Genomic DNA, 24,231 nt, shown 5'->3' on the forward strand with positions numbered 1-24,231 from the left:
TTTTAATGAATTATTTCTTTAGGAAGATTTCTTCGATATCATCAAGCATTAAGTTTGCTGCAAGCACACCGCCAGCTGTATTCCAGATGGTGTCACTAACCTTGTGAACTTCACCTTTTTTGGCTACTTCCAGGTTTTTGAATAGCGGGTCAGCAATCCATTCTTTTTCCAGCTCAGAGCCTTTTCCGTCTCCGGTTTCATAGGTGAAATAGAAGAGGATGTCACCCTCCATCGCCGGAATTCGTTCTTTTGTTACATTTCGTTCTGCGAAATCATCTACATTTTGGCTTTCAGGACGAGCGAAGCCGAGGTCGCCTAAAATAACACCAGAGAAAGTATCCTTATGATAGATACGAACCTCACCGGCCATAAAGCGTACCATAGAAACCTTCATGTTTAATTTATCACCAAGCTGTTCCTTTAAATCTGCAATTCGTGTATTGTACTTATCCAATACTTCTTTACCCTTTTCTTCCATGTTTAAGGCCTTGGCGTAAAGTTCAAAGTTTACTTTCCAGTCGCCGCGTAATGTCTCTGCGAACACCGTCGGAGCAATGGCATTTAATTGATCGTAGATTTTTTCCTGGCGCATTTTATTTCCAATAATCAAGTCAGGTTTTAATGCAGCAATGGCTTCCACATTGACTTCACTTTCAACCCCAACTACTTGCGTGTCTTTTAATTGATCAGCAATATGGTCATACCAAGGATCTCCTGTAAAAGACTTTACTGCACCAACAGGAGTAACTCCAAGGGCTAAGAGGGCTTCTGTTCCTTCGTTCGTTAAAATAACCACTCTCTTAGGGGTACCTTTAATAGTTGTTGAGCCCATTACATGTTCAATCGTATAACTACTTTCTTCTGTTTTCTTCGGTGTTTCTTTCTTTTCAGTTGTTTTCTCTTCCGATGTGCCACATGCTGCCAATAAGAATATGGCCATGATAGAAAGAAGAGTTAAGAGCGTTTTAACGTTTTTCATTATCGTATGTATCCTCCCTGTTTTTCTAAATGTTAATGATAATCATTTTCAATTACAACTCAATAATAAAATGGATATAGGAGGTTGTCAACGGTTTTATTAAAAATTGATGTTCAAATTCATTGACAAATTTTTAGACGTGTGTCCAAATCAGTGAAAATGGTTATCATCCTCATTGACAATCATTATCAATAGATTATAAACTTAAGATAGTAAAGTGCATTTATACTATAAATTTGTTTAGAAAGGTCATTAACAGATGCTTTTAAAAAATAGTGCATTAAGATGGTTTGGTTTGTTAATATCCATCCTCTTATTGTTATTCTTCATGTGTGCCAGTGTCGTTTTTGGGTATACAGAAACAACATTACGGACCGCCATTGATGCCTTTACCCATTATAATGGCTCAAATGAACATATTATTATTCAAACTGTTAGAATACCGCGGGCATTTATTGCTGCTGCTGTTGGAGCAAGTTTAGCAATCTCCGGTGTTTTAATGCAGACCTTAACCAAAAATCCGCTGGCGTCTCCAGGGATATTTGGGATTAACGCAGGTGCTGGTTTTGTTGTCGTACTAGCCGTAACGCTCTTTTCTGTTTCTAGTTTACAGGCATTTAGCGGACTCGCCTTTTTAGGGGCAGCGATTGCTGCTATAAGTGTCTATGCCATTGGGTCCGTCGGCCGCGAAGGGTTAACTCCCATGAAGCTGACATTAGCGGGTGCTGCAATCGCAGCAATGTTTTCATCTTTTACTCAAGGATTGCTTGTCATTGATGAGGCTGCACTTGAACAGGTTTTGTTTTGGTTAGCTGGATCGGTTTCCGGGCGCAAACTGGAGACACTAGTTTCTGTTTTACCTTATTTGGGGATTGGTTGGATTGCCGCAATTCTGATTGCAGGAAAAATGAATGTCCTCTCGATGGGGGAAGATGTAGCAAAAGGTCTAGGTTTAAAAACAGGACTTGTAAAAATCTGTGTTGGTGTGATTGTTATATTACTCGCAGGCGGAGCGGTATCTGTTGCAGGTCCAATTGGATTTGTGGGAATCGTTATTCCGCATATTACCAGGGCGATTATTGGAATTGACCACCGCTGGGTGATTCCATTGTCAGGAATCTTAGGAGCTATTTTATTAGTAGCTGCTGATATTTCAGCAAGATACGTACTTATGCCCTCTGAAGTACCTGTCGGGGTCATGACCGCCATCATCGGAACTCCATTCTTTATTTACATAGCAAGAAAGGGGTTCAACGCACGATGAGCAAATACAAAAATATACGCTTCTTAAACGGAAAAATTTCCTTTCTGCTTGATCGTAAAGCATCCCTTGTATTTATGGCACTGCTTTTAGCTGCTTTCTTATTGTTTGTGGCTAGTACCGCCATTGGTGAAATGAAAATTAATCCACTTACTGTGTTAAAAGTATTTGCAGGCAGCGGACCCGAAATGGAGACACTAATCATAACATCCTTTCGTCTGCCTCGGATAATTATTGCATTAATTGTTGGTATTTCTTTAGCTGTTGCAGGCGGGATTTTGCAGGGGATGATTAGAAACCCTCTTGCTTCACCTGATGTTCTGGGTATTACCGGCGGGGCAAGTGTAGCGGTTGTCGCTTTTCTTGCACTTTTCAGTGATGACAGTAATGCATTAACGGTGAGCATAAATTGGCTGCCATTAGCTGCATTTTTAGGGGCCGGAGTGGTTGCTTTTTTAGTTTACTTCTTAGCTTGGAAAAATGGGGTATCTCCGATCAGGCTGGTCCTGATTGGTATTGGCATATCTACCCTGATGCAAGCGTTAACAACATTGATGATGATTATGGGACCAATTTACCAAGCAAGTCAGGCAAATATATGGATAACTGGTACCGTTTATGGATCCAATTGGGATAATGTCATCACATTGCTTCCGTGGGCAGTGGTGTTTTTAATTATAGCCTTTACGGCTGCTAGGACGATAAATATCCAAGAGCTTGGGGACGAAGTTGCGACAGGCTTAGGCGGTAAAATTCAAAGACAAAGATTCTTCTTATTAATGATTAGCACAGCCTTGATTGGCGGATCCGTTGCTTTTGCAGGAGGTATTGGATTTGTGGGATTAATGGCACCGCATATGGCAAGAAGATTGGTTGGCTCTTCATTCGGGGCATTACTTCCAGTTTCAGCATTGATCGGTGGAATTCTTGTTATGGCTGCTGATTTAATCGGGAGAACGATGTTTTCGCCGCTGGAAATTCCTGCAGGAGTTTTTACGGCCGGAATTGGCGCACCTTATTTTATATACCTACTTTTTAAAACTAGAAATGCGTAAGAAATAAAGCTAAAGGGGTTGGGATGATGAAGAGTGCGATTGAAACGAAAAACTTGTCACTTTCATACGGGGAGACACTCATCATTGATGAATTAAATCTAAAAATTCCTCAAGGGGAAATTACCGTATTTATTGGAGCGAATGGATGTGGAAAATCGACTCTTCTCCGTTCGATTGCCCGCCTCTTAAAGCCAAAATCAGGTGCTGTCATATTAGAGGGGGAAGCCATTCACAAGCTTTCTACCAAAGAAGTTGCCAGGAAAATGGCGATTTTGCCACAATCACCGGCTGCTCCTGAAGGATTAACTGTTCTTCAGTTAGTAAAACAAGGACGCTATCCACATCAATCCTGGTTGAAGCAATGGTCAGAGGAAGATGAACGTAAGGTTAATGATGCCCTCAAGGCTACCAGACTAGAGGATTTAAAAGAGAGATCCGTTGATTCTCTTTCAGGCGGACAAAGGCAGCGCGCCTGGATTGCGATGACCCTGGCGCAGGATACGGATGTTATTCTTTTAGATGAGCCAACCACTTATTTAGATATGGCACATCAAATTGAAATACTAGACCTTCTTTTTGAACTCAATGAAAAGAGAAAGAGAACAGTTGTAATGGTTTTGCATGACTTAAATTTGGCATGCCGCTATGCACATAATATTGTCGCCTTAAAGAGTCAAAAGGTATATGCCCAAGGAAAACCTGAATATGTGATCAACGGCAGTCTTGTTAAAAATGTATTTGGCATGGAATGTGAAGTGACCATTGATCCTTTATTCGGAACACCTCTCTGTATACCATATGGAAAAGGAAGAAGTATCCTTCAAAAGGCGGCTGCATCCAATGGATAAAATTCTTGTAGAAGACGATCTCAAACCATTACAGAAATATAGGCTCAGACCTGTGACAGGTAAATCATTTAACATCGGAAGTTTAATGGAAAAAGACTTTTCAGTTGAATTCATGAAGAACTTAGCATTTTCGATTGGTGCTCCTGCAGAAAGAACAGCTGCCTCCATATTCATTAAGCGATATGCATTTATTGCAGTGATTTCTCTTTTTGCGATGACAACGGCGAATAAAAAGCTGAACTTATCTTTGGACAATATTGAAATGGAAGAAGTGGAAAGTGGGAAAGACTGGCTGCCGATGATTTCATTAAAGGATACATCTGTTTGTGAGTGGAATGGCAAAGACCGTGATGACTGGCGGAAAAGTGTGTATCGAGATCTTTTTGCCAACAACATCTACCCAATCATCGAGCATTTTGAGAAGACATTTAAGGTTTCTAAACTGATTTTGTGGGAAAATATCGCGGTCTATTTATTCTGGCTTTATGAAACTGAGTTAAAGGATAGTGATAGTCCTAACGTACAAAGTGACTTCCATTTCTTAGTCACAGAGGCTGAAGGGAACTTGTTTGGCAGATACAATCTAAATCCAATACAAAAGTATTATTCCGAAAAGAATTGTCCAGATGAGGTTAGGATAAGAAAAACATGTTGTTATACTTATCAGCTTGGGGCGAAACGCTGCAAAACATGTCCTTGTACGTATATTGCTAACAACGGAGTGTGTCACAATGGAGAAAATATTTGCGGAGCAATTCAAAGCTTTACTTGAAAAATATAGTGAATTACTCGTTGGCGAGTCTAATGAGGAAACAACTGAAAAGGTAAAGGCATGGGCATTGTATACACATATTGCAAAATCAATGCCAGCCTTAGCAAAGCACTGGAATGAACTATATCCGGAAGCGAAGGAAGAAATGAAAACCATAATAAATGATATTAAACAACTGAATGAACAGCATCGTAATGCAGCAAAAAAATAGAACCGAGGCCCGGAAGAGCCTCTGGTTCTATTTTTTCTATCTAGCTGCAGTGCCTAGGGGCTCTTAGGTCTAAGCCAATCCGTCAAGAAGGTTAAAAAGCAACCTTCATGCCGGCTCGTCTAGACTCACGCCCCTGTGCAAGGCGCTTCCGCTTTTATCTTTTGTATTGATTATTCTGGCTGTTAACCTTGTTTTTATCAGCTTGTTCTCCGCCAGGACCAGCATTTCCTTGAACACTGGCGGCGCTTACGCCTCTTTTAGATGGGTCTTTCTTCATTTTTCCCATGCATTATCACCTCAGAATATAGGTTGCCCAATTCCACTTTTTTATAAGAAAAAACATTTTTAAAAAAAATATTAATTTTCCGCGTTTATTTATTGCGCAAATTTTTGAAATATTCTATAGTAATAGGTAGCAGAACTCATACATTTGTGAATTTTTTTTGACATAAAAATGAATGAGTGTTCATTCAAAACCTATGAAGGGGGAGACAATGTTGAACCAACTTATTAAAAAAGCAGCTGTTATAGGATCAGGAGTAATGGGATCAGGGATTGCAGCCCACCTAGCGAACATCGGGATTCCAACATTATTATTGGATATAGTACCACGGGAGTTAACCGACGATGAAAAGGCAAAAGGACTTACGCTTGAACATAAACAAGTTCGTAATCGTATTAGCAGTCAATCAATTCAAAAATTATTAAAACAAAAACCTGCTCCACTCACAGTTAAAAAGAACTTGGCACTAATTGAAGCAGGAAATTTAGAAGATGACTTAGTTAAATTAAAAGATGTGGATTGGGTCATTGAGGTAGTTGTTGAAAATCTCAATGTAAAGAAGCAAGTATTTGAAAAAGTCGACCAATATCGTAAACCAGGAAGTATTATCAGCTCTAACACATCAGGAATTTCGGTTGAAGCGATGGCAGAAGGAAGGTCGGAGGATTTCAAAAAGCATTTCCTTGGAACCCACTTTTTTAATCCGCCAAGATATTTAAAACTACTTGAAGTAATTCCTACTCAGTATACTAGCCAAGAAGTTGTTTCATTCATGAAAACTTTTGGTGAGGATGTATTAGGAAAAGGTGTTGTTCTTGCAAAAGACACACCAAACTTTATTGCAAACCGAATTGGAACCTACGGTCTCCTTATTACGGTACAAGAAATGCTAAAAGGCGGATATAGTGTTGGGGAAGTTGATTCTATAACAGGACCATTAGTCGGTCGTCCTTCAAGTGCAACATTCCGAACTCTCGATGTAGTCGGCTTAGATACCTTCCTTCATGTTGCTGGCAATGTTTATGAAAAAGTAACCGGAAAAGAGAAGGAAGTTTTTGATGTTCCTGCTTTTATGAAAACCATGCTTGAAAAAGGCTGGTTAGGAAGCAAGTCCGGTCAAGGTTTCTTCCTTAAAAAAGGAAAAGAGATTCTTGAACTTGACCCTGCCACATTAGAATATATCCCGCGTAAAAAGCTGAAAACCGCTGCAACGGAAATGAGTAAGCAGGAAAAAGGAACAGCAAATAAATTGAAAGCGCTTGTATATGCAGAAGACCGAGCTGGTGAGTTATTATGGAATATCTTTAGTCCAGTTCTTGTATACTCAGCACAGCTTTTAGGTGAAATCGCAGAGACAATCGTTGATATTGACCGTGCCATGAAGTGGGGCTTCGGCTGGGAAAAGGGTCCTTTTGAAACATGGGATGCAATTGGAATTGAAAAGTCCGTTGAGAAAATGAAGGAAAATGGCCTTGAAATTCCTGTTTGGGTAACAGAAATGCTGGCTAAAGGTCACACATCGTTCTATTTAGAAGAAAATGGCGAGAGCTTCTACTACAACAATGGCGAATACCGACTAGTTGAAAGTAATCCAAAAGCGATTGATTTGAAGAAATTAAAAAAGCAAAAAGGCGTTATTAAAAAGAATGGCGGAGCTAGCTTAATTGATTTAGGGGATGGAGTGGCTCTCTTAGAATTCCATTCTCCAAATAATGCAATCGGCCTTGATATTATCCAGATGATTAACTTTGCCATTGATGAGGTAGAGAAGAATTACAAAGGTCTTGTTATCGGGAACCAAGGTAAGAACTTCTGTGTTGGTGCAAACCTTGCGATGATGCTGATGGAAGCACAGGATGACAATATTTATGAGCTTGATATGGTAATCCGCCAATTCCAAAATGCGATGATGAAGATCAAATACAGTGCTAAACCAGTTGTAGCAGCTCCTTTTGCGATGACACTTGGCGGCGGTGCAGAAGTATGTTTACCAGCAGCACATATTCAAGCCTCCAGCGAAACCTATATGGGGCTGGTTGAAGTCGGTGTAGGCTTACTTCCTGGCGGCGGCGGCAATAAAGAGCTTTATATTAAGCATTTAGAAGGTATTCCGAATGGTGTTCCATTTGATCTTCAAGCTGTTGCCAACAAAGTGTTTGAAACCATTGCGATGGCAAAAGTATCAACCTCTGGCGCGGAAGCACGTGAAAATAATTTCTTAGGAGCAGCTGATGGTATTAGTGTTAACGGTGACCACCAGTTGTACGATGCTAAGCAGGCTGTTCTTGCCTTACATGAGCAGGGTTATGTACAAAAGACTCGCAAGAAGATACCGGTAGTGGGTGAAACAGGCTACGCTACACTATTACTTGGAGCCCAAGCAATGTTCTTGTCTGGATATATTTCAGAGCATGATTTGAAAATCGCTAAAAAGGTTGCCTATGTGCTGGCTGGAGGAAGAGTTCCATTTGGTACCGAAGTAGATGAGCAGTATTTATTAGATTTAGAAAAAGAAGCATTCTTAAGCTTAATCAGAGAACAGAAAACCCAACAGCGTATGCAGCATATGCTTGTGAAAGGCAAGCCTTTAAGAAACTAAAAGGAAAAGCAATGCGAATTAGGCGCTAACGGTGCTAGATAATAGATTGCTAATATTAGAGGAAAGAGAGGGAACGAAATGAGAGAAGCGGTAATCGTAGCCGGTGCCCGGACCCCGGTAGGCAAAGCAAAAAAAGGAACGCTTGCCCATGTTCGCCCTGATGATTTGGGAGCATTGGTTGTTAAAGAAACTTTAAAACGTGCAGGAAATTATGAAGGAAATATCGATGATTTAGTCTTTGGCTGTGCCATGCCTGAAGCAGAGCAGGGGAATAACATGGCTCGTAATATTGGTGCCTTAGCTGGTTTAGATCACACTGTACCAGCCATCACAATTAATCGTTTTTGTTCATCCGGTCTGCAGGCAATTGCCTATGCAGCACAAGGCATCATGCTCGGCCATACTGATACCGCAATTGCAGGCGGTGCAGAATCTATGAGTCTTATTCCTATGATGGGTCATGTAGTTCGTCCGAATATCAAATTAGCAGAATCAGCTCCAGAATATTATATGGGTATGGGTCATACGGCTGAGGAAGTAGCCAAGAAATATGGTATTTCTCGTGAAGATCAGGATGCATTTGCGGTCCGCAGTCATCAAAAGGCTTTAAAGGCGATTCAAGAAGGAAAATTTGTGGATGAAATCGTCCCAGTTGAGGTGACTCAGCGTTCGGTAGGTAACGACAATAAGCTGGTTGAAAGAACCATTCAGTTTTCTCAAGATGAAGGAGTGCGCCCTGATACAAACGTACAATCACTAGCCAAACTCAGACCAGCCTTCTCTGTTACAGGTTCGGTTACAGCTGGTAATGCTTCGCAAACAAGTGATGGTGCAGCGGCTCTAATGATTATGGACCGTGAAAAAGCAGAATCCCTCGGATTAAAGCCGTTAGCAAAATTTAGATCCTTTGCTGTCGGCGGCGTACCGCCGGAAATTATGGGAGTTGGTCCCGTTGTTGCGGTACCAAAGGCGGTTAAACTGGCTGGATTAGAGTTGTCAGATATTAATCTGTTTGAATTGAATGAAGCATTTGCTTCACAATCCCTGCAGGTAATCCGCGAGCTTGGACTAGACGAAGAAAAGGTAAATGTAAATGGCGGTGCCATTGCCCTAGGCCATCCGCTTGGATGTACAGGTGCAAAACTAACCTTAACCCTAATCCATGAATTAAAACGCCGCAACCAGCAATTTGGAGTTGTAACCATGTGTATAGGCGGCGGAATGGGCGCGGCAGGCGTTTTCGAAATGTTGTAAAGCAAAAAGCGCCTTGCTCAGGGGCTTATGACCCGAGCCCCTAGGCGCTGGAGCTAGATAGATTCTAAGTTCAAAAAACGTTAGGAGGAAAATATAATGGCACAACAAACTGAAAAAATTATTAAAGGCGGAAGCTTTTTAATCGACGATATTTCCTATGACCGTATCTTAACACCAGAGGATTTCAACGAAGAACAATTAATGATCGCTAAAACAGCAGAAGACTTCATCGAAAAAGAAGTTCTGCCACAATTAGAACACCTTGAAAACCATGAATTTGACCGCACAGTTAAACTGCTAAAGCAGGCAGGTGATTTGGGGCTATTGGCAGCAGATGTTCCTGAAGAATATGAAGGCTTAGGACTAGATAAAACAACTTCTTCACTAGTTACTGAAAAGATGGCAAAGGCTGGCGGTTTCTCGCTTTCTTATGGTGCCCATGTGGGTATCGGCTCACTGCCAATCGTTTTATTCGGTAATGAGGAGCAAAAGAAGAAATATCTTCCTGCCTTGGCATCAGGAGAAAAAATTGCTGCTTATGCCTTAACGGAGCCAGGTTCAGGTTCTGACGCACTGGGTGCAAGAACAACAGCAAAACTAAATGCAGAAGGTACCCACTATATATTAAACGGTGAAAAGCAATGGATTACCAATGCTGGTTTTGCCGATGTATTTGTTGTCTATACAAAAATTGATGGTGAACATTTTACTGCCTTTATCGTTGAAAGAGATTTCCCAGGAGTTTCTACTGGCGCGGAAGAAAAGAAGATGGGGATCAAGAGCTCTTCCACACGTACGCTTATTTTAGAAGACGTACCGGTTCCTGTAGAAAACCTGCTTGGTGAATATGGAAAAGGACACGTTATTGCGTTTAATATCTTGAATATTGGGCGCTATAAATTAGCAGTAGGCGGTGTCGGCGGTTCAAAGAATGCATTTGAGTTAGCTGTTAAATATGCAAATGGCCGTAAGCAATTTAACACGCCAATTTCTCAATTTAATCTAACAAAAGAAAAATTCGGTACAATGGCATCAAAAATTTATGCAGCAGAAAGCTCTGTTTACCGCACAATTGGATTATACGAAGAAAATCAAGGAAAACTTACCACGGAAGAACAAAAGGACATTAAATTAGTAGCAAATTCAATTGCCGAATATGCAATTGAGTGTTCTTTAAATAAATTCTTTGCTAGTGAAGTTCTAGATTACGTTGTAGACGAAGGCGTCCAAATTCATGGCGGATACGGTTTTATGCAGGAGTATACGATCGAAAGAGCTTACCGTGATTCTCGTATTAATCGTATTTTCGAAGGTACTAATGAAATCAATCGTCTTCTCGTACCTGGAACTTATATTAAAAAAGCTTTTAAAGGAGAACTCCCTTTATTCCAAAAAGCAATGGCGCTTCAAGAAGAAATCATGATGTTAATGCCGGAAGAGCCAGGTGATGAGCCGCTTGCACAAGAAAAGCATTTAGTTAGCAATGCAAAGAAAATTGGCTTATTGGCAGCTGGTTTGGCAGCACAAAAGTTTGGCAAAGCTCTTGAAAAAGAACAAGAGATTTTATCAAACATTGCTGACATTGTTTCTAATGCATATGCAATGGAATCTGTTGTTTTACGTACAGAGAAAGCCATTGCAAAATCTGGCCTTGAAAAAAATAAACGAAAGCTTCTTTATACACAAATCTTCTGTCAGGAAGCTTTCAATGAAATCGAGCAGCATGCGAAGGAAACACTGGTTGCGACAGAACAAGGTGATACTCTTCGTATGCTAGTTTCAGCACTGCGCAAACTCACACGCCACACACCAATCAATGTTATTGGAAAAAAACGTGAAGCGGCAGACGTTCTTATTGAAGCTGAGCGATATATTGTGTAATAAATCAACTTTTGGCTCCCAGCGTTTGTTGGGAGTCTAATTTTTTCTGTTAATTTAGCAGGAAATTCGCAGAATTAGTCGAATTTTTGTAAGGGTAGCATTTTTACTTTCTTACTGATTATGTTACTATTCAAGTAACGAATGACATCATGGATGTTTGTGCACAAGGAGGGTGGAATACATGTCACTTACTTTTTACTGGTATCCGAAATGTGGTACATGCCGAAATGCAAAGAAATGGCTGGATGCACATCAGCTTCCCTACAATGAAATACATATTGTTGAAAAACCGCCGACAAAGGCAGAGCTGCGGAATCTTTACAAGAAGAGCACCCTCGAATTAAAGAAGTTCTTTAATACAAGCGGGCAAAAGTATCGTGAATTGGGGATTAAGGATAAAATATCCACTTCTTCTGAAGATGAGCTGCTAGATTTATTAGCGTCGGATGGGATGCTAATCAAAAGACCAATCGTAACGGATGGGGAAAAAGTAACAGTTGGCTTTAAAGAAGAAGAGTATGAGAAAATGTGGCTGTAACAGATCTAAACTTTTCAAAACGTTAGTAAGGTAAAATCGATATAATTCGATCATAGATTTTTAAAAAATAATGGAGGGATTTTGTAATGACTACACCAAAGGAATTGCGTTATTCTGAAGAACACGAGTGGGTAAAGAACGAAGGAGAAACAGTCCGGGTAGGAATCACTCACTTTGCACAATCTGAGTTAGGTGATATTGTTTTCGTTGAACTGCCTGAAGTAGGCGATGAAGTTACAGCAGATGAGCCATTTGGAAGTGTTGAATCTGTTAAAACCGTTTCAGAATTATATGCTCCTGTAAGTGGTAAGGTTGTTGCGGTTAACGAAGAATTAAGTGACAGCCCTGAATACGTAAACGAATCTCCATATGAAAAAGCATGGATGATTGTCATCGAGCCTTCTAATAGCAGTGAAATAGAAAACCTTATGACTGCAGAACAATACGAAGAAATGATTAAAGAAGACTAGTTTTTCGGGAAAAACACCTTGTTTTTAGAAAGGTGTTTTTTTTATGGCAAAATTTCGCACCTTCTATATTCTAAAACTGGGGGATACTAGAATAAACTTTTAAAAAAGGGGCTCTTAGAATGACATTGAAACAACAGAAAGTGGATGTGACAGATCGAGTTATTGGCAAAATGAGAAATGGCGAGATGGAATTATTCCTAGATAACACCCCCATTGGAAAGATACAGCTGCCAGGGGATATGACATTTCAGTTAGACCAACGATTTGAAGTAGAACAGCGAAAAATCTTTCAAAATGTGACAGTCACGGAACAGCCGGATGCAAAATATACAGATTGTGATGATGGTGGATGGTGCTAGCATTAAGGGAGCAGCTATAAGCAAACACCTATTATCAAAAAGTCAATCGTGGTATAGTTAACATATAGACACGTTATTAAATCTATTGAATATGTTAACATCAAACAAATAACTTTATTCGTATAGGTGATGAATGATGAGTGATACGTATGGTGATAAAGTTCTGATTGTTGAAGGAAAATCAGATAAGAAAAAGGTAAAAAGTATCCTAAAGGAACCAATGGACATTGTTTGCACAAATGGTACCATTAGTATGGCAAAATTGGATGAATTAATTGACTCTCTCGAAGATAAAGAGGTCTATATCCTGGTTGATGCTGATGATGCTGGGGAGAAACTGCGTAAACAATTGAAAAGGGAGTTCCCAGAAGCGGAACATATCTATATTGACAGAATGTATCGTGAAGTAGCAACTGCTCCAGTGTACCATCTAGCAACAGTTCTTTTAGGCGCAAATATTGATGTTCATTCAGAATTCTTAGAGATGGGTTAATAAAAATGAACGATTGGAACCTTGATGAAGTATCATCATTCATAAAAAGCCATTCATCCGGACTCCTATACTTCTATACTCCTTTATGTGGTACTTGTCAGGTAGCATCTAGAATGCTCCAAGTTATTGAGAAAATGGTTGAGGTAGAAATTGGGAAAATCAATTTGAATTATAACTCGGAATTGGCAGAACAATTTCAAATTGAAAGTGTTCCCTGCCTCATTTTTATAAACAATGGAGAGATTGTAGAAACAATCTATGCTTTTCATTCCGTTCCGTTTTTATATGAAAAAATAAAACATCATTTTAACTAAACGTTTAGGTACCTTTTTAGGCTGTCGAGAAATCTCGGCAGCTGTTATTTTTTTTCTGGCACTTTAATAATTCACCGCGTTAATATATTGTGATAATTGTTTAGCTGGAATGAAAATATTCGCAGCAATATTCTCCCGGTTAATCGAATTACATGGTATTAAATCAATAGGCCTTTGGGCAGGCAGAATTTTTTACATAAGAATTGGCAGATAAGATTAGGGCAAACGAAATTATTGCCTAGAAAGACACCTTTTTCGACAATCTGGCAGTTACTTACTTATCTTTTTTTGCTGCCAAGTATGTAGGTATTTTCTCGCTACAATTTCTAGGAAACTTATCCTAATTTTTCTAAAATATTATTTGACTATTTGTAAAATTATTACTAAACTAGAATAGTATAATAATTCTGAATAAGGAAGAGGAAGTGATAGTTTTTAATCATATTGAATCATTTGTGAAGTATTTGTTTAAGTTTTATTATTTCCATTAAGGGGGAAAAGTGTTGAAAATTAAAGGCAGTGTTTCACTAGCACTTGCATCATTGCTTGTGTTCTCAAATACGGCAATGGCTGCGCCAGTATTAAAGTCAGATACAGTTAAACCACAAAGGGATTTTGCAAAGTCAATTACTTTCAAGAATGGTCAGAATCTTGAAAAAGAAGCAGGATACAAAAAGAGTGACAAAGTTCGTGTAATTGTTGAAGTCGAAGGTGAACCGGCGATTACATATGCAACAAAGCAAGGCAAGAAATATAATGAATTATCTGCATCCGTTAAAGATAAGCTTCAAAAAGATATTTTGAAAGAACAAAATGCGGTTAAATCTAAGATCGCTGAAAAATCAGTGAAAATTGATTACAAACAAAATTTTACAACAGCCGTTAACGGATTCAGTGGAATTGTCGAATACGGTCAAGTTGCTGCACTTAGAAAAGTTGATGGAGTTACAAAAGTAACAATTGCGAATGAATATCAACGTCCGGAAACTGCTCCGGAAATGAAATATAGTAAAGATATTGTCCAAGCTCAAAACACTTGGGATGAGTATGGAGTAAAAGGCGAAGGAATGGTTGTTGCTGTTGTTGACACAGGAATTGATCCAAGCCATAAAGACATGGTTTTAACTGATGCTGCAAAAGCAGAATATACAAAAGCAGAAGTAGAAGCTCTTGTTGCTGATAAGAAACTAAACGGAAAATTCTACACAGAAAAAGTTCCATACGGTTACAACTATTATGATGAAAATAGTGAAATCCTTGATATTGGTCCTGATGCTTCCATGCACGGTATGCACGTTGCAGGTACTGTTGGAGCCAATGGTAACGAAGAGGAAGGCGGCATTAAAGGGGTTGCACCTGAAGCTCAATTACTTGCAATGAAAGTATTCGGAAATGACCCAGAAATGCCTTCAACATGGAGTGATATCATCATCAAAGCAATTGATGATTCGATTGCAATGGGTGCTGATGTTGTTAACATGAGTTTAGGTTCAACCGGTGCGTTCGTTTTGCCTGATGACCCTGAGCAAGCAGCAGTTCAAAGAGGTATTGATAATGGAGTGTTAATGTCTATTTCTGCGGGTAACTCCAATCATTTTGGAGATGGATACGCTAACCCGTTAACTGCAAATCCAGATAAAGGTGTAGTAGGTTCACCTGGTTTATCTACTAATTCCTTACAGGTTGCTTCTCTTGAAAATAGTTTTATTGACATGTTTGCAGCAACATACTCATTTGGTGAAACAACAGCTAAAGCTCCGTTCTTATCGGCTAGCTCTGTTGACCCCGCTCTAAATCAATCATACGAAGTATTAGATGCTGGTATCGGATTGCCAGAACAGTTCGTGGGTGATTTCACTGGAAAATATGCTTTAGTACAGCGCGGAACACTTGATTTCGTTACCAAAGCTTTAAATGCACAAGCAGCGGGAGCTGCCGGTGTTATTGTTTACAACAACACTAATGGATACGTAAGCATGGCATCATCTCCAGAAATTAAAATTCCACAGCTATTCATGTTAAAAACTGATGGAGAGCTTTTAAAATCTCAATTGGCTGCCGGTACGCCTGTAACGATTGAATTCAAAGGTGATCAAGTTACAGCAAATAACCCAACTGCTAACCAAATGTCAAGCTTTACTTCTTGGGGAGTAACTCCAAACCTAGACTTCAAGCCTGAAATTACAGCACCAGGTGGAAATATCCTTTCTACACTTAATAATGATCAGTACGGTACAATGAGTGGTACATCTATGGCTGCTCCACACGTTGCAGGTGGTTCTGCCCTTGTACTTCAACGTGTAGAAAAAGATTTCCCTAGCCTATCAGGTGCGGCGAAAGTAAATATGGCTAAAAATATCTTAATGAACACAAGTAAGGTTGTAGAGGACAAAGGAGCATACAATGCAGCATATATGCACAATCCTTATTCTCCACGCCGCCAAGGTGCTGGGTTAATGCAGCTTCATTCAGCATTGAGCACGCCGGTGGTTGTAACAAACTCTGCTACTAATGAAGCAAAAGTTGCTTTGAAGGAAATTAAAAATAATAAAGCTACCTTTACATTAAAGGCTGATAACTTCTCAGACAAAGCCGTAACTTATAATGTAAGTGGTAATGTTCTAACAGATTTAAACATTAACGGTATGGACCAATTAGAATCTCAAGGTATCTACAAAGCAGGTACAATTTCTGAAGCGGCTCCATGGGTGGGAGAATTCCCAATTTCCTTTAGTACAAAACAACTGACCGTTCCTGCAAAAGGAAGTGCATCAGTTACTGTAACCGTTGACTTAAATGATACTGTTGAATGGGGTTACAACGCGCCATTAGATGAACTATTTGAAAATGGTTACTTTGTAGAAGGTTTCGTAACATTAACTGATGTTAATGATGAGAATCCATCAGTAAATGTTCCATATGTAGGCTTTAATGGTGATTGGAATAAAGCTCCGATCGTAGATCCTAGCGTTTATGATGAAAACATTAATGCTTCTTACTATGGCTGGACTGGAATGGTTACTTCTGCAGGTGAAAACAACTATAATTACTTAGGATTTAATGCATCAGATGAGTCAGCGTCAGCTGAAAACATTGCATTCTCACCAAATGGTGATGGTGTAAGCGATGATGCGATGCCAATTCTATCATTCTTAAGAAATGCTAAAACAGTAGAATACAAGATTGTAGACAAAGACGGAAAAGTTCTTCGTAAGTTAAATTCTGAAGAATTGGTTCGTAAAAACTTCAACGATGGCGGCAGAGGGGCTCAATATTCCATTAAAACTGCGTCAGCGTGGGATGGAACAGTTAAGAACAAATTAGTAGCCGATGGTGAATATTTCTATGAAATTTCAGCTGTTATTGATTACGAAGGTAAAGAAGCACAAAAGGTTACTTTCCCAGTTGTAGTTGATACGGCAGCACCAAAAGTGACTGCAAGTGTTAAAGGGGACAAGCTGACTTTAAGCGGAACTGATGAAAATGGTTCAGGCGTAGCTTACTATGATATTCTTGTAAATGGTAAATCAGTGTTTGGTGCTGAGGATCTTCCATTAGCTGGTACTGCAACTGAATATACATTTGCAAAAGCTCCTGTAGGCGGTACTGTAGAAGTTGTAGCATATGACTTTGCTGGAAACTCTGCTAAAGCAGTAGTAGAAGGCGCTAACGACTCTACTATTCCATTCATCCATGTAACATCTATTGGTGCAACAAATACTTACACTTCTCGTGAACTTCCAGTTGCTGGTTATTTAACAGATGATTCAAAGGTAACTGATTTTGCGGTAAATGGTGAAGCAGTTGAGCTAGTTTGGAATGAGGAAACATCTCGTTATGAATTCAGCACAACCGTAACTTTTGAAGAAGATGGTGTACAAGAAGTTAGAATCTCTGGTAAAGACGCTGCAGGAAATGCAATTAATTACCTCGTTCGCGACTTAGTAGTTGATACTACAGCACCAGGACTTAAGGTTGATGTACCATCAAAAGTAAAACCAGATGTTGATAAAGTAACTCTAACAGCTGTTATCTCTGATAATTTCGAAGAACTTCAATATAAAGTGGATGGTAATGAAGAATTCAATCACCAATTCCAATTTGAAAACTTCGTAATGAATAGCATTGAGAAAACTGTAACAACAGAGCTTGCATTAGAACCTGGAAACAACACATTCACACTTGAGCTTGAGGACGTTGCAGGTAACAAAACTACAAAAGAAGTAAATATCTACCGTGGTGATACTAAAGTTGATCGTATTGCTGGTGAAGATCGATACGCAACTTCTGTGGCTGTGAGTCAAAAAGGCTGGGAAAAATCAGATGTAGTCGTTCTTGCCCGCGGTGATTTATATGCAGATGCTTTAGCTGGTGTACCACTTGCAGCTAAATATGACGCACCATTATTATTAACGAACCATAATTACCTAAATGCTGCAACTAAAGAAGAGATTGCTAGACTCGGAGCTAAGAAGGTTTATATTCTTGGTGGCGATGGAGCTATCTTACCTGCAGTAGAAAAACAAATCAAAGATTCTGGTGTTGAAGTCGTTAGATTGTCAGGCGAAACTCGTTATGACACGGCAGCAGCTATTGCGAAAGAAGTTGCACCAAATGGATCTGATAAAGTGGTAGTCGTTAACGGCGAAAACTATCCAGATGCATTGTCTGTAGCATCTTTTGCTGGAGCAGAAGGATTACCAATTCTATTGGCCAATTCATCTAAATCTCTTCCAGCTGCTACTAAACAGGCTGTAGATACATTAGGTTCTAAAGAAACAGTAGTTGTTGGTGGTACATCTGTAATCACTGAAGGTGCTGCTTCAACATTGCCAAAGGTAACACGCCTAGGCGGTGAAACAAGATTTGATACCAATATTGCTGTTGCTAAGCACTTTGGTACAGAATCAAATGTTGTTTATGTAGCAACAGGTTACAATTTCCCTGACAGCTTAGCTGGAGCTGCGTTAGCTGCTAAAGATAAGGCAGGAATTGTATTAGTATCAAACGCTTTACCTGAAGCTGCAAAAGCTTACTTGGCTTCTTTAGAAATAGCTCAAGTAAACGTGTTTGGCGGAGAGCAAGTTGTTTCTCCTGAAGTACTTGCTGAAATTAGCAAACTGCTTAAGTAATACTGCAAGAACGAGAGTGGATTTTTATTCACTCTCGTTTTTTTAATAGATAGGCAGTTTACTGAAAAGTTCTTTAAATCTATTGAAGATTCTCATGATTTAGTGTATGATTTTTTTAAAATATTCAATTAAATCAAAAAATTTAAAACATCTTATCCAGAGAGGCGGAGGGACTGGCCCTGTGATGCCCGGCAACCGGTTTTTTACAACACGGTGCTAATTCCAACAGAGTAATGACTCTGGCAGATAAGAAGAGAAACCCCCTCTTCTTAAAGAGGGGGTTTACTGTTTTTAGTTAATTAAATAATTGGAGGAGTGTTAAGTATGGGGGAAAATCAAAAAAGTTACCGCTTTGAAACGTTGAGTGTTCACGGAGGTTTGGCTCCGGATCCAGTAACAGGAGCTCGTGCCGTACCGATTTACCAAAATAATGCCTATCAATTTAAAAATACTGAACATGCAGCTAATCTTTTTGCGTTGAAAGAGTCTGGATACATATACACTCGAATCCATAATCCAACCACTACTGTTTTCGAAGAAAGAGTGTCATTGTTGGAGGGCGGTGTAGGGGCACTGGCAGTAGCAAGCGGTATGGCTGCAATTACCCTGGCAATTTTAAATATTGCTGAAGCGGGAGATGAAATCGTTTCAGCCTCTACATTATACGGTGGAACATATAATTTATTTGCTGTAACACTTCCAAAGTATGGAATTAAGGTTAGATTTGTAGATCCAGAAGATCCGGAAAATTTCCGTGCAGCCATCAATGAAAAAACAAAAGCTGTATTCGCAGAAACGATTGGTAATCCATCCTTACGCATACTTGATATTGAAAAAGTTGCTGAGGTTGCCCATGAAGCAGGAGTTCCATTAATTATTGATAATACTTTTGCCACACCATACCTATGCAGACCGATTGAATATGGTGCTGATATTGTAATTCATTCGGCAACGAAGTGGCTATTAGGAAATGGGACAACAACCGGAGGAGTTATTGTAGATGGTGGTAAGTTCGACTGGAATTCACCTAAATTTCCAGGCTTTACAACTCCAGACTCAAGCTATCATGACCTTGTTTACGCTGAAAGCTTAGGTGCTGTTGCTTATATTATCAAAGCCCGGGTTCAATTATTACGTGACCTAGGACCTTCTTTAAGTCCACAGAATGCATTTCAATTCACTCTTGGTCTTGAGACCCTCCATGTCCGAATGAAGGAACATGTTGCCAACACAAAGGAAGTAGTGAATTATTTAGTAAACCATCCTGCAGTAGAGTGGGTATCCTACCCAGGTCACAGCTCGCATCCTGACTTTGAATTGGCAAGTAAGTATTTACCTAAAGGTGCAGGATCCATGATTGTTTTTGGTATAAAAGGCGGGAGAGAAGCTGGAGCGAAGTTGATTGATTCGATTACATTATTCGCACATGTAGCAAATGTTGGGGATGCAAAAAGCTTAATTATCCATCCTGCGAGTACCACTCACCAGCAATTAGATGCAGAAGGACTTAAGGCAGCTGGTGTTTCGGAGGACTTAATTAGACTGTCCATTGGTATTGAGAATGTAGAGGACCTAATCGAAGATCTGGAGTCTGCAATTGAGGCTGCAACTGGTGTTTCTTCTATAAAAACAAAAGCCTAAATCAAGATAGTAAGTTTATTCGAAATATGTTGAAAATTTGTTTGACACTATTTTTTATCCGTGATAAGATTACTTGCGTACTAAAATGAATACTTTAATCCATGAACGTGTTAATTAAATATAGAATGCTATAGCTCTTATCAAGAGAGGTGGAGGGATGTGCCCGATGAAGCCCGGCAACCGTCAATATATTTATTGAAATGGTGCCAATTCACACAAAGCGATTGCTTTGGAAGATGGGAGAAAGGTTTTTATTTATGATGCCTTTCTGCCCTGTGCAGGAAGGCTTTTTAATTTTCTAATATAAGAATGTTTTTGGCTAAACAGTCAAACTCTATATTTAAGTTATACAATCAGGTTGAAATATTGATATTCATTTAATTGGATAAAAGTAGGTGATGGAATTGATCTCTATAAAGGATGTCCAAAAAGTATTTCCTTCTAAACAAGGACAGCTGAGAGCCGTCGATGATGTAAATCTAGAAATAAAAGAAGGAGAAATTTTTGGAGTAATTGGATATAGCGGTGCTGGTAAAAGTACCTTAATACGAATGCTTAATGGACTAGAGCTCCCGACATCAGGGTCTATTACGGTTGCTGGCAGGGTTATTTCAAAAATCAGGGGCAGTGAGCTTCGTAAAGCCAGGCAGGAAATTAGTATGATCTTTCAGCATTTTAACTTGCTCTGGTCTAGGACGGTTAGTGAAAATATTGCTTTTCCTTTAGAAATTGCCGGGGTAAAAGGAACGGAAAAAAATAAAAGGGTCGCTGAGCTAGTTAAGCTGGTTGGCCTTGAAGGTCGAGAAAATGCGTATCCATCACAACTAAGCGGTGGACAAAAGCAGCGGGTAGGGATTGCAAGAGCACTTGCCAATAACCCGAAAGTATTGCTTTGTGATGAAGCAACATCAGCTCTTGATCCGCAAACAACAGATTCCATTTTAGAATTGTTAGTCGATATCAATAAACGTCTAGGTTTAACGATCGTCTTAATTACACATGAGATGCATGTCATTCGAAAAATCTGCCACCGTGTAGGTGTAATGGAAGGCGGGAAAATTGTTGAGCTCGGTTCAGTTTTGGATGTGTTTAAACATCCGCAGCAGCCGATTACAAAACGATTTGTCCAACAGGTTACGGAACCTGAAGAAACGAAAGAAACAATTGAACATCTGATTGAGCTTTATCCACATGGAAAAGTAGTGCAGCTATCGTTCGTTGGGGAATCTACAGAACAGCCTTTAATCACTAACATCATCCGGGATTTTGATGTGGTTATTAATATTCTTCAAGGGAAAATTTCGCACACGCAAAGCGGTTCATATGGAACATTATTTATCCACATTGATGGGGAAGCAAGCGAAATACAGAAAGCTATTGATTATATTCACTTACAGCAAGTCGGAGTGGAGGTGATCAATAATGGCTGACTTGATGGAAATAGTAAAATGGGAAGATTTATTAGAGGCAACATATGAAACTATTTATATGACCTCCATTTCAGTGTTCGCCACATTTGTTTTAGGATTGCTGCTGGGTCTGCTGTTATTTTTAACGGATAAAGGGAATTTATGGGCTAATCGGCCAGTTAATGTCATTATTGCAGGATTTGTAAATATTTTTAGATCCATTCCCTTTATTATCTTAATCGTACTATTAATTCCATTTACAAAATTTTTACTAGATACTATTCTCGGTGCAAATGCGGCACTGCCTGCGCTAATTATTGGTGCTGCCCCTTTTTATGCACGAATGGTAGAAATTGCCCTAAGGGAAATTGATAAAGGTGTTATTGAGGCATCGCAATCGATGGGAGCAACACATGGGCAGCTCATTTTTAAAGTCTTAATACCCGAATCCTTACCTGCATTAATTTCAGGGATTACTGTCACAGCGATATCGCTTGTCAGCTTTACTGCAATGGCCGGTGTTATTGGTGCCGGCGGGCTCGGACATTTTGCCTACCTGGAAGGGTTTCAGCGTAATAGACCGATTGTTACATTAGTTGCAACGATTGCGATTTTAATTTTGGTATTTATCATCCAATTTATTGGAGATTATTTTACAAAGAAAACAGATAAACGTTAACTGGAGGAGTAAAAAGATGAAAAAAGTATTTAGTTTTATTCTATTAGCCATTTTAGCCATCACATTAACAGCTTGTGGCGGTGACAAAAACGAAACATCAGAAAAAGATGGTAACAAAAAATTAGTGGTGGGTGCATCTGCTGTACCGCATGCAGAAGTGCTAGACGCGGCAAAACCGATTTTAAAAGAAAAGGGCATTGATTTAGAAGTACAAGTTTTTCAGGACTATATCCTTCCTAACGTAACTTTAAGGGATAAAGATCTTGATGCAAACTACTTTCAAACACCAGGCTACTTAGCATTACAAATGGAAGAAAATAAGGATTTTGATTTTGTAAGTGTTGGGGAAATTCATAAAGAACCTATCGGCATTTATTCTAAAGAATATAAAAGCTTAAAAGACCTTCCAAACGGTGCGAAAATTATTATGAGTGATTCCCTGAGTGACCATGGACGTATTTTACCGATTTTTGAAAAAGAAGGGTTAATTAAGCTTAAAGAAGGCGTTGGTGCAAATGCAAGAGTCGAGGATATTGTTGACAATCCAAAAGAACTTGATTTCTCAACGTTAATTGAAGCAAAATTACTAGCTTCTTCATTCGAAAGTGGTGAAGGTGATGCGGTAGTTATTAATACAAACTACGCATTAGAAGGCGGAGTTGATATTGGCAAGTATGGAATTGCTTTTGAAGGCGATGACGTTGTACCGGCAAACCTTGTAGTCGTTCGTTCTGAGGATAAAGACCGTGAAGAAATTAAAACCCTTGTTGAAGTCCTTAAATCAAAAGAAATCCAGGATTTCATTCTTGAAAAGTACCAAGGTGCAGTAACTGTTTCTGAATAAGAATAATATATAGTAGAAAGTCGGGAAGCCAGTTAAGGGGAACTTACTGGCTTTCTGCTATTTTAAACTTTACTTACATGAAACAAGGCTTTTAGGTAAAAATAGGCAGGAAATAATAAAGAGGAAATCTTGGCAAACTAGAGAAAAATAAGTTATGATTTAGTTCGTATGTGAATACATAAAGCGGTCACAAGATGCAAAATTCTGAATTATCATACTCCTTTATTACTTATTCATTCTCATTTGATTTGGCTCGAGTGAAAATAATATTTCTTTTTCTTTTCCGTATTGTTATTACTGTTTATGAGTTGCTAACAGATTCTATTTGTTATAAGATTGTAATGAGAATAAAGTGAGAATAGAATTTTGGGCCGATGTTAGAGGCTACAAGATACAAAATTATCTTTGCGGAGGTATATATATGGCTGGATCAACTTTAACGATCAAAGATTTACATGTAGAAATTGATGGGAAAGAAATTTTAAAAGGTGTAAACCTTGAAATAAAAGGTGGAGAAATCCACGCAATCATGGGACCAAATGGTACGGGTAAATCTACTCTTTCTTCTGCTATTATGGGACATCCAAAGTATGAAGTAACAAGCGGTTCTATTATGCTAGACGATGAAAATGTTCTAGAAATGGAAGTTGACGAACGTGCACGTGCAGGTCTATTCCTAGCTATGCAATATCCGAGTGAAATTAACGGTGTAACAAATGCCGATTTCCTGCGTTCAGCTCTTAATAGCCGTCTAGGCGAAGGAAATGAGATTTCTTTAATGAAATTCATCCGAAAAATGGATAAGCAAATGGAATTCCTTGAAATGGATCTTGATATGGCACAGCGTTACCTTAATGAAGGATTCTCGGGCGGAGAGAAAAAGCGTAATGAGATTCTTCAATTAATGATGCTTGAGCCAAAAATCGCAATTTTAGACGAAATTGACTCAGGATTAGATATTGATGCCTTAAAGGTTGTATCAAAGGGAATCAATGAAATGCGCGGAGAAGATTTCGGCTGTTTAATTATTACACACTATCAGCGTCTGTTAAACTATATCACTCCTGACCATGTGCATGTAATGATGCAGGGACGCATTGTGAAATCTGGCGGGCCAGAACTTGCACAACGCTTAGAAGCAGAAGGATATGACTGGATCAAGCAAGAACTTGGAATTGAAGATGAAACAGTTGGGCAAGAAGCGTAAGA

General features: G+C 39.2%; 21 protein-coding genes and 2 riboswitches. Of the genes, 19 read left to right on the forward strand and 2 right to left on the reverse strand.

Annotated elements, in window-relative coordinates; genetic code table 11:
• Window positions 1-10 precede the first annotated feature (10 nt).
• Entirely contained in the window at window positions 11-979 is a 969-nt protein-coding gene (locus tag SFC47_RS09050; protein ID WP_411253952.1) for an ABC transporter substrate-binding protein, read from the reverse strand.
• 259 nt (window positions 980-1,238) lie between these two features.
• Between SFC47_RS09050 and SFC47_RS09055 the strand changes: the two genes are divergently transcribed.
• From SFC47_RS09055 to SFC47_RS09075, 5 genes are read left to right on the forward strand one after another with little or no spacing between them, the layout of a single operon-like run.
• The gene (locus tag SFC47_RS09055; protein WP_411253953.1) at window positions 1,239-2,243 is read left to right on the forward strand and encodes a FecCD family ABC transporter permease; all 1,005 of its coding nucleotides are present in this window, start codon (window positions 1,239-1,241) and stop codon (window positions 2,241-2,243) included.
• Window positions 2,240-3,295: a FecCD family ABC transporter permease gene (locus SFC47_RS09060; protein ID WP_411253954.1), complete on the forward strand. Its 1,056-nt coding sequence runs from the start codon at window positions 2,240-2,242 to the stop codon at window positions 3,293-3,295. The genes SFC47_RS09055 and SFC47_RS09060 overlap by 4 nt, the downstream gene beginning before the upstream one ends.
• A 26-nt stretch (window positions 3,296-3,321) precedes the next feature.
• Complete coding sequence (locus SFC47_RS09065) at window positions 3,322-4,143, forward strand: ABC transporter ATP-binding protein (protein ID WP_411254098.1); 822 nt, start codon at window positions 3,322-3,324, stop codon at window positions 4,141-4,143.
• Window positions 4,136-4,915 carry an IucA/IucC family C-terminal-domain containing protein gene (locus tag SFC47_RS09070; protein WP_411253955.1) on the forward strand — a complete coding sequence of 260 codons (780 nt, stop codon included), beginning with the start codon at window positions 4,136-4,138 and terminating at the stop codon, window positions 4,913-4,915. The genes SFC47_RS09065 and SFC47_RS09070 overlap by 8 nt, the downstream gene beginning before the upstream one ends.
• Window positions 4,875-5,126: a DUF2573 family protein gene (locus SFC47_RS09075; RefSeq protein WP_411253956.1), complete on the forward strand. Its 252-nt coding sequence runs from the start codon at window positions 4,875-4,877 to the stop codon at window positions 5,124-5,126. The genes SFC47_RS09070 and SFC47_RS09075 overlap by 41 nt, the downstream gene beginning before the upstream one ends.
• 154 nt (window positions 5,127-5,280) lie before the next feature.
• Here SFC47_RS09075 and SFC47_RS09080 read toward each other — a convergent pair whose 3' ends face one another.
• Window positions 5,281-5,412, reverse strand: a complete 132-nt coding sequence (locus SFC47_RS09080; RefSeq protein WP_133369132.1) for a YuzL family protein — start codon at window positions 5,410-5,412, stop codon at window positions 5,281-5,283.
• Window positions 5,413-5,620: 208 nt separating this feature from the next.
• Here SFC47_RS09080 and SFC47_RS09085 point away from each other — a divergent pair, with 208 nt between their 5' ends.
• The 14 genes from SFC47_RS09085 to sufC all read left to right on the forward strand — a co-directional run bounded on the left by SFC47_RS09085 (window position 5,621) and on the right by sufC (window position 24,229).
• Window positions 5,621-8,008, forward strand: a complete 2,388-nt coding sequence (locus SFC47_RS09085) for a 3-hydroxyacyl-CoA dehydrogenase/enoyl-CoA hydratase family protein (protein WP_411253957.1) — start codon at window positions 5,621-5,623, stop codon at window positions 8,006-8,008.
• 78 nt (window positions 8,009-8,086) lie between these two features.
• Window positions 8,087-9,262, forward strand: a complete 1,176-nt coding sequence (locus SFC47_RS09090) for an acetyl-CoA C-acetyltransferase (RefSeq protein ID WP_411253958.1) — start codon at window positions 8,087-8,089, stop codon at window positions 9,260-9,262.
• A 96-nt stretch (window positions 9,263-9,358) separates the two neighbouring features.
• Window positions 9,359-11,143, forward strand: coding sequence for an acyl-CoA dehydrogenase family protein (locus SFC47_RS09095; protein WP_411253959.1), 1,785 nt, complete (start codon window positions 9,359-9,361; stop codon window positions 11,141-11,143).
• Window positions 11,144-11,324: 181 nt separating this feature from the next.
• The gene (locus SFC47_RS09100; RefSeq protein ID WP_411253960.1) at window positions 11,325-11,681 is read left to right on the forward strand and encodes an arsenate reductase family protein; all 357 of its coding nucleotides are present in this window, start codon (window positions 11,325-11,327) and stop codon (window positions 11,679-11,681) included.
• 86 nt (window positions 11,682-11,767) lie between these two features.
• Window positions 11,768-12,151 (forward strand): glycine cleavage system protein GcvH, encoded by a 384-nt coding sequence (gcvH, locus tag SFC47_RS09105; protein ID WP_411253961.1) that lies wholly within the window; start codon window positions 11,768-11,770, stop codon window positions 12,149-12,151.
• Window positions 12,152-12,270: 119 nt separating this feature from the next.
• Window positions 12,271-12,510, forward strand: coding sequence for a YusG family protein (locus SFC47_RS09110; RefSeq protein ID WP_411253962.1), 240 nt, complete (start codon window positions 12,271-12,273; stop codon window positions 12,508-12,510).
• 136 nt (window positions 12,511-12,646) lie between these two features.
• On the forward strand, window positions 12,647-13,003 hold the full coding sequence (locus SFC47_RS09115) for a toprim domain-containing protein (RefSeq protein WP_411254099.1): 357 nt from the start codon (window positions 12,647-12,649) through the stop codon (window positions 13,001-13,003).
• Between the two features lie 5 nt (window positions 13,004-13,008).
• On the forward strand, window positions 13,009-13,317 hold the full coding sequence (locus SFC47_RS09120; RefSeq protein WP_411253963.1) for a thioredoxin family protein: 309 nt from the start codon (window positions 13,009-13,011) through the stop codon (window positions 13,315-13,317).
• Window positions 13,318-13,817: 500 nt separating this feature from the next.
• Complete coding sequence (locus SFC47_RS09125; protein ID WP_411253964.1) at window positions 13,818-18,449, forward strand: cell wall-binding repeat-containing protein; 4,632 nt, start codon at window positions 13,818-13,820, stop codon at window positions 18,447-18,449.
• Window positions 18,450-18,598: 149 nt separating this feature from the next.
• Window positions 18,599-18,702: riboswitch (SAM riboswitch) on the forward strand.
• A 71-nt stretch (window positions 18,703-18,773) separates the two neighbouring features.
• Complete coding sequence (locus tag SFC47_RS09130) at window positions 18,774-20,090, forward strand: O-acetylhomoserine aminocarboxypropyltransferase/cysteine synthase family protein (protein ID WP_411253965.1); 1,317 nt, start codon at window positions 18,774-18,776, stop codon at window positions 20,088-20,090.
• Between the two features lie 134 nt (window positions 20,091-20,224).
• A riboswitch (SAM riboswitch) is annotated at window positions 20,225-20,333 on the forward strand.
• A gap of 161 nt (window positions 20,334-20,494) precedes the next feature.
• Window positions 20,495-21,520 carry a methionine ABC transporter ATP-binding protein gene (locus SFC47_RS09135; RefSeq protein ID WP_411254100.1) on the forward strand — a complete coding sequence of 342 codons (1,026 nt, stop codon included), beginning with the start codon at window positions 20,495-20,497 and terminating at the stop codon, window positions 21,518-21,520.
• Window positions 21,513-22,178: a methionine ABC transporter permease gene (locus SFC47_RS09140; protein WP_411253966.1), complete on the forward strand. Its 666-nt coding sequence runs from the start codon at window positions 21,513-21,515 to the stop codon at window positions 22,176-22,178. The genes SFC47_RS09135 and SFC47_RS09140 overlap by 8 nt, the downstream gene beginning before the upstream one ends.
• 16 nt (window positions 22,179-22,194) lie before the next feature.
• Window positions 22,195-23,022, forward strand: a complete 828-nt coding sequence (locus SFC47_RS09145; protein WP_411253967.1) for a MetQ/NlpA family ABC transporter substrate-binding protein — start codon at window positions 22,195-22,197, stop codon at window positions 23,020-23,022.
• A gap of 421 nt (window positions 23,023-23,443) precedes the next feature.
• Entirely contained in the window at window positions 23,444-24,229 is a 786-nt protein-coding gene (gene sufC / locus SFC47_RS09150; RefSeq protein ID WP_411253968.1) for a Fe-S cluster assembly ATPase SufC, read from the forward strand.
• The last annotated feature ends 2 nt before the right edge of the window (window positions 24,230-24,231 follow it).

Source organism: Neobacillus niacini, from assembly GCF_046591715.1.
Lineage (GTDB): Bacteria > Bacillota > Bacilli > Bacillales > Cytobacillaceae > Neobacillus > Neobacillus niacini_L.

Coding starts and splice junctions, on each gene's coding strand:
- gcvH (WP_411253961.1), top strand. CDS start 11,768: ATGACTACACCAAAGGAATTGCGTTATTCTGAAGAACACGAGTGGGTA.
- SFC47_RS09090 (WP_411253958.1), top strand. CDS start 8,087: ATGAGAGAAGCGGTAATCGTAGCCGGTGCCCGGACCCCGGTAGGCAAA.
- sufC (WP_411253968.1), top strand. CDS start 23,444: ATGGCTGGATCAACTTTAACGATCAAAGATTTACATGTAGAAATTGAT.
- SFC47_RS09100 (WP_411253960.1), top strand. CDS start 11,325: ATGTCACTTACTTTTTACTGGTATCCGAAATGTGGTACATGCCGAAAT.
- SFC47_RS09070 (WP_411253955.1), top strand. CDS start 4,136: ATGGATAAAATTCTTGTAGAAGACGATCTCAAACCATTACAGAAATAT.
- SFC47_RS09055 (WP_411253953.1), top strand. CDS start 1,239: ATGCTTTTAAAAAATAGTGCATTAAGATGGTTTGGTTTGTTAATATCC.
- SFC47_RS09110 (WP_411253962.1), top strand. CDS start 12,271: ATGACATTGAAACAACAGAAAGTGGATGTGACAGATCGAGTTATTGGC.
- SFC47_RS09050 (WP_411253952.1), bottom strand. CDS start 979: ATGAAAAACGTTAAAACGCTCTTAACTCTTCTTTCTATCATGGCCATA.
- SFC47_RS09120 (WP_411253963.1), top strand. CDS start 13,009: ATGAACGATTGGAACCTTGATGAAGTATCATCATTCATAAAAAGCCAT.
- SFC47_RS09075 (WP_411253956.1), top strand. CDS start 4,875: ATGGAGAAAATATTTGCGGAGCAATTCAAAGCTTTACTTGAAAAATAT.
- SFC47_RS09140 (WP_411253966.1), top strand. CDS start 21,513: ATGGCTGACTTGATGGAAATAGTAAAATGGGAAGATTTATTAGAGGCA.
- SFC47_RS09115 (WP_411254099.1), top strand. CDS start 12,647: ATGAGTGATACGTATGGTGATAAAGTTCTGATTGTTGAAGGAAAATCA.
- SFC47_RS09085 (WP_411253957.1), top strand. CDS start 5,621: ATGTTGAACCAACTTATTAAAAAAGCAGCTGTTATAGGATCAGGAGTA.
- SFC47_RS09060 (WP_411253954.1), top strand. CDS start 2,240: ATGAGCAAATACAAAAATATACGCTTCTTAAACGGAAAAATTTCCTTT.
- SFC47_RS09145 (WP_411253967.1), top strand. CDS start 22,195: ATGAAAAAAGTATTTAGTTTTATTCTATTAGCCATTTTAGCCATCACA.
- SFC47_RS09095 (WP_411253959.1), top strand. CDS start 9,359: ATGGCACAACAAACTGAAAAAATTATTAAAGGCGGAAGCTTTTTAATC.
- SFC47_RS09065 (WP_411254098.1), top strand. CDS start 3,322: ATGAAGAGTGCGATTGAAACGAAAAACTTGTCACTTTCATACGGGGAG.
- SFC47_RS09130 (WP_411253965.1), top strand. CDS start 18,774: ATGGGGGAAAATCAAAAAAGTTACCGCTTTGAAACGTTGAGTGTTCAC.
- SFC47_RS09080 (WP_133369132.1), bottom strand. CDS start 5,412: ATGGGAAAAATGAAGAAAGACCCATCTAAAAGAGGCGTAAGCGCCGCC.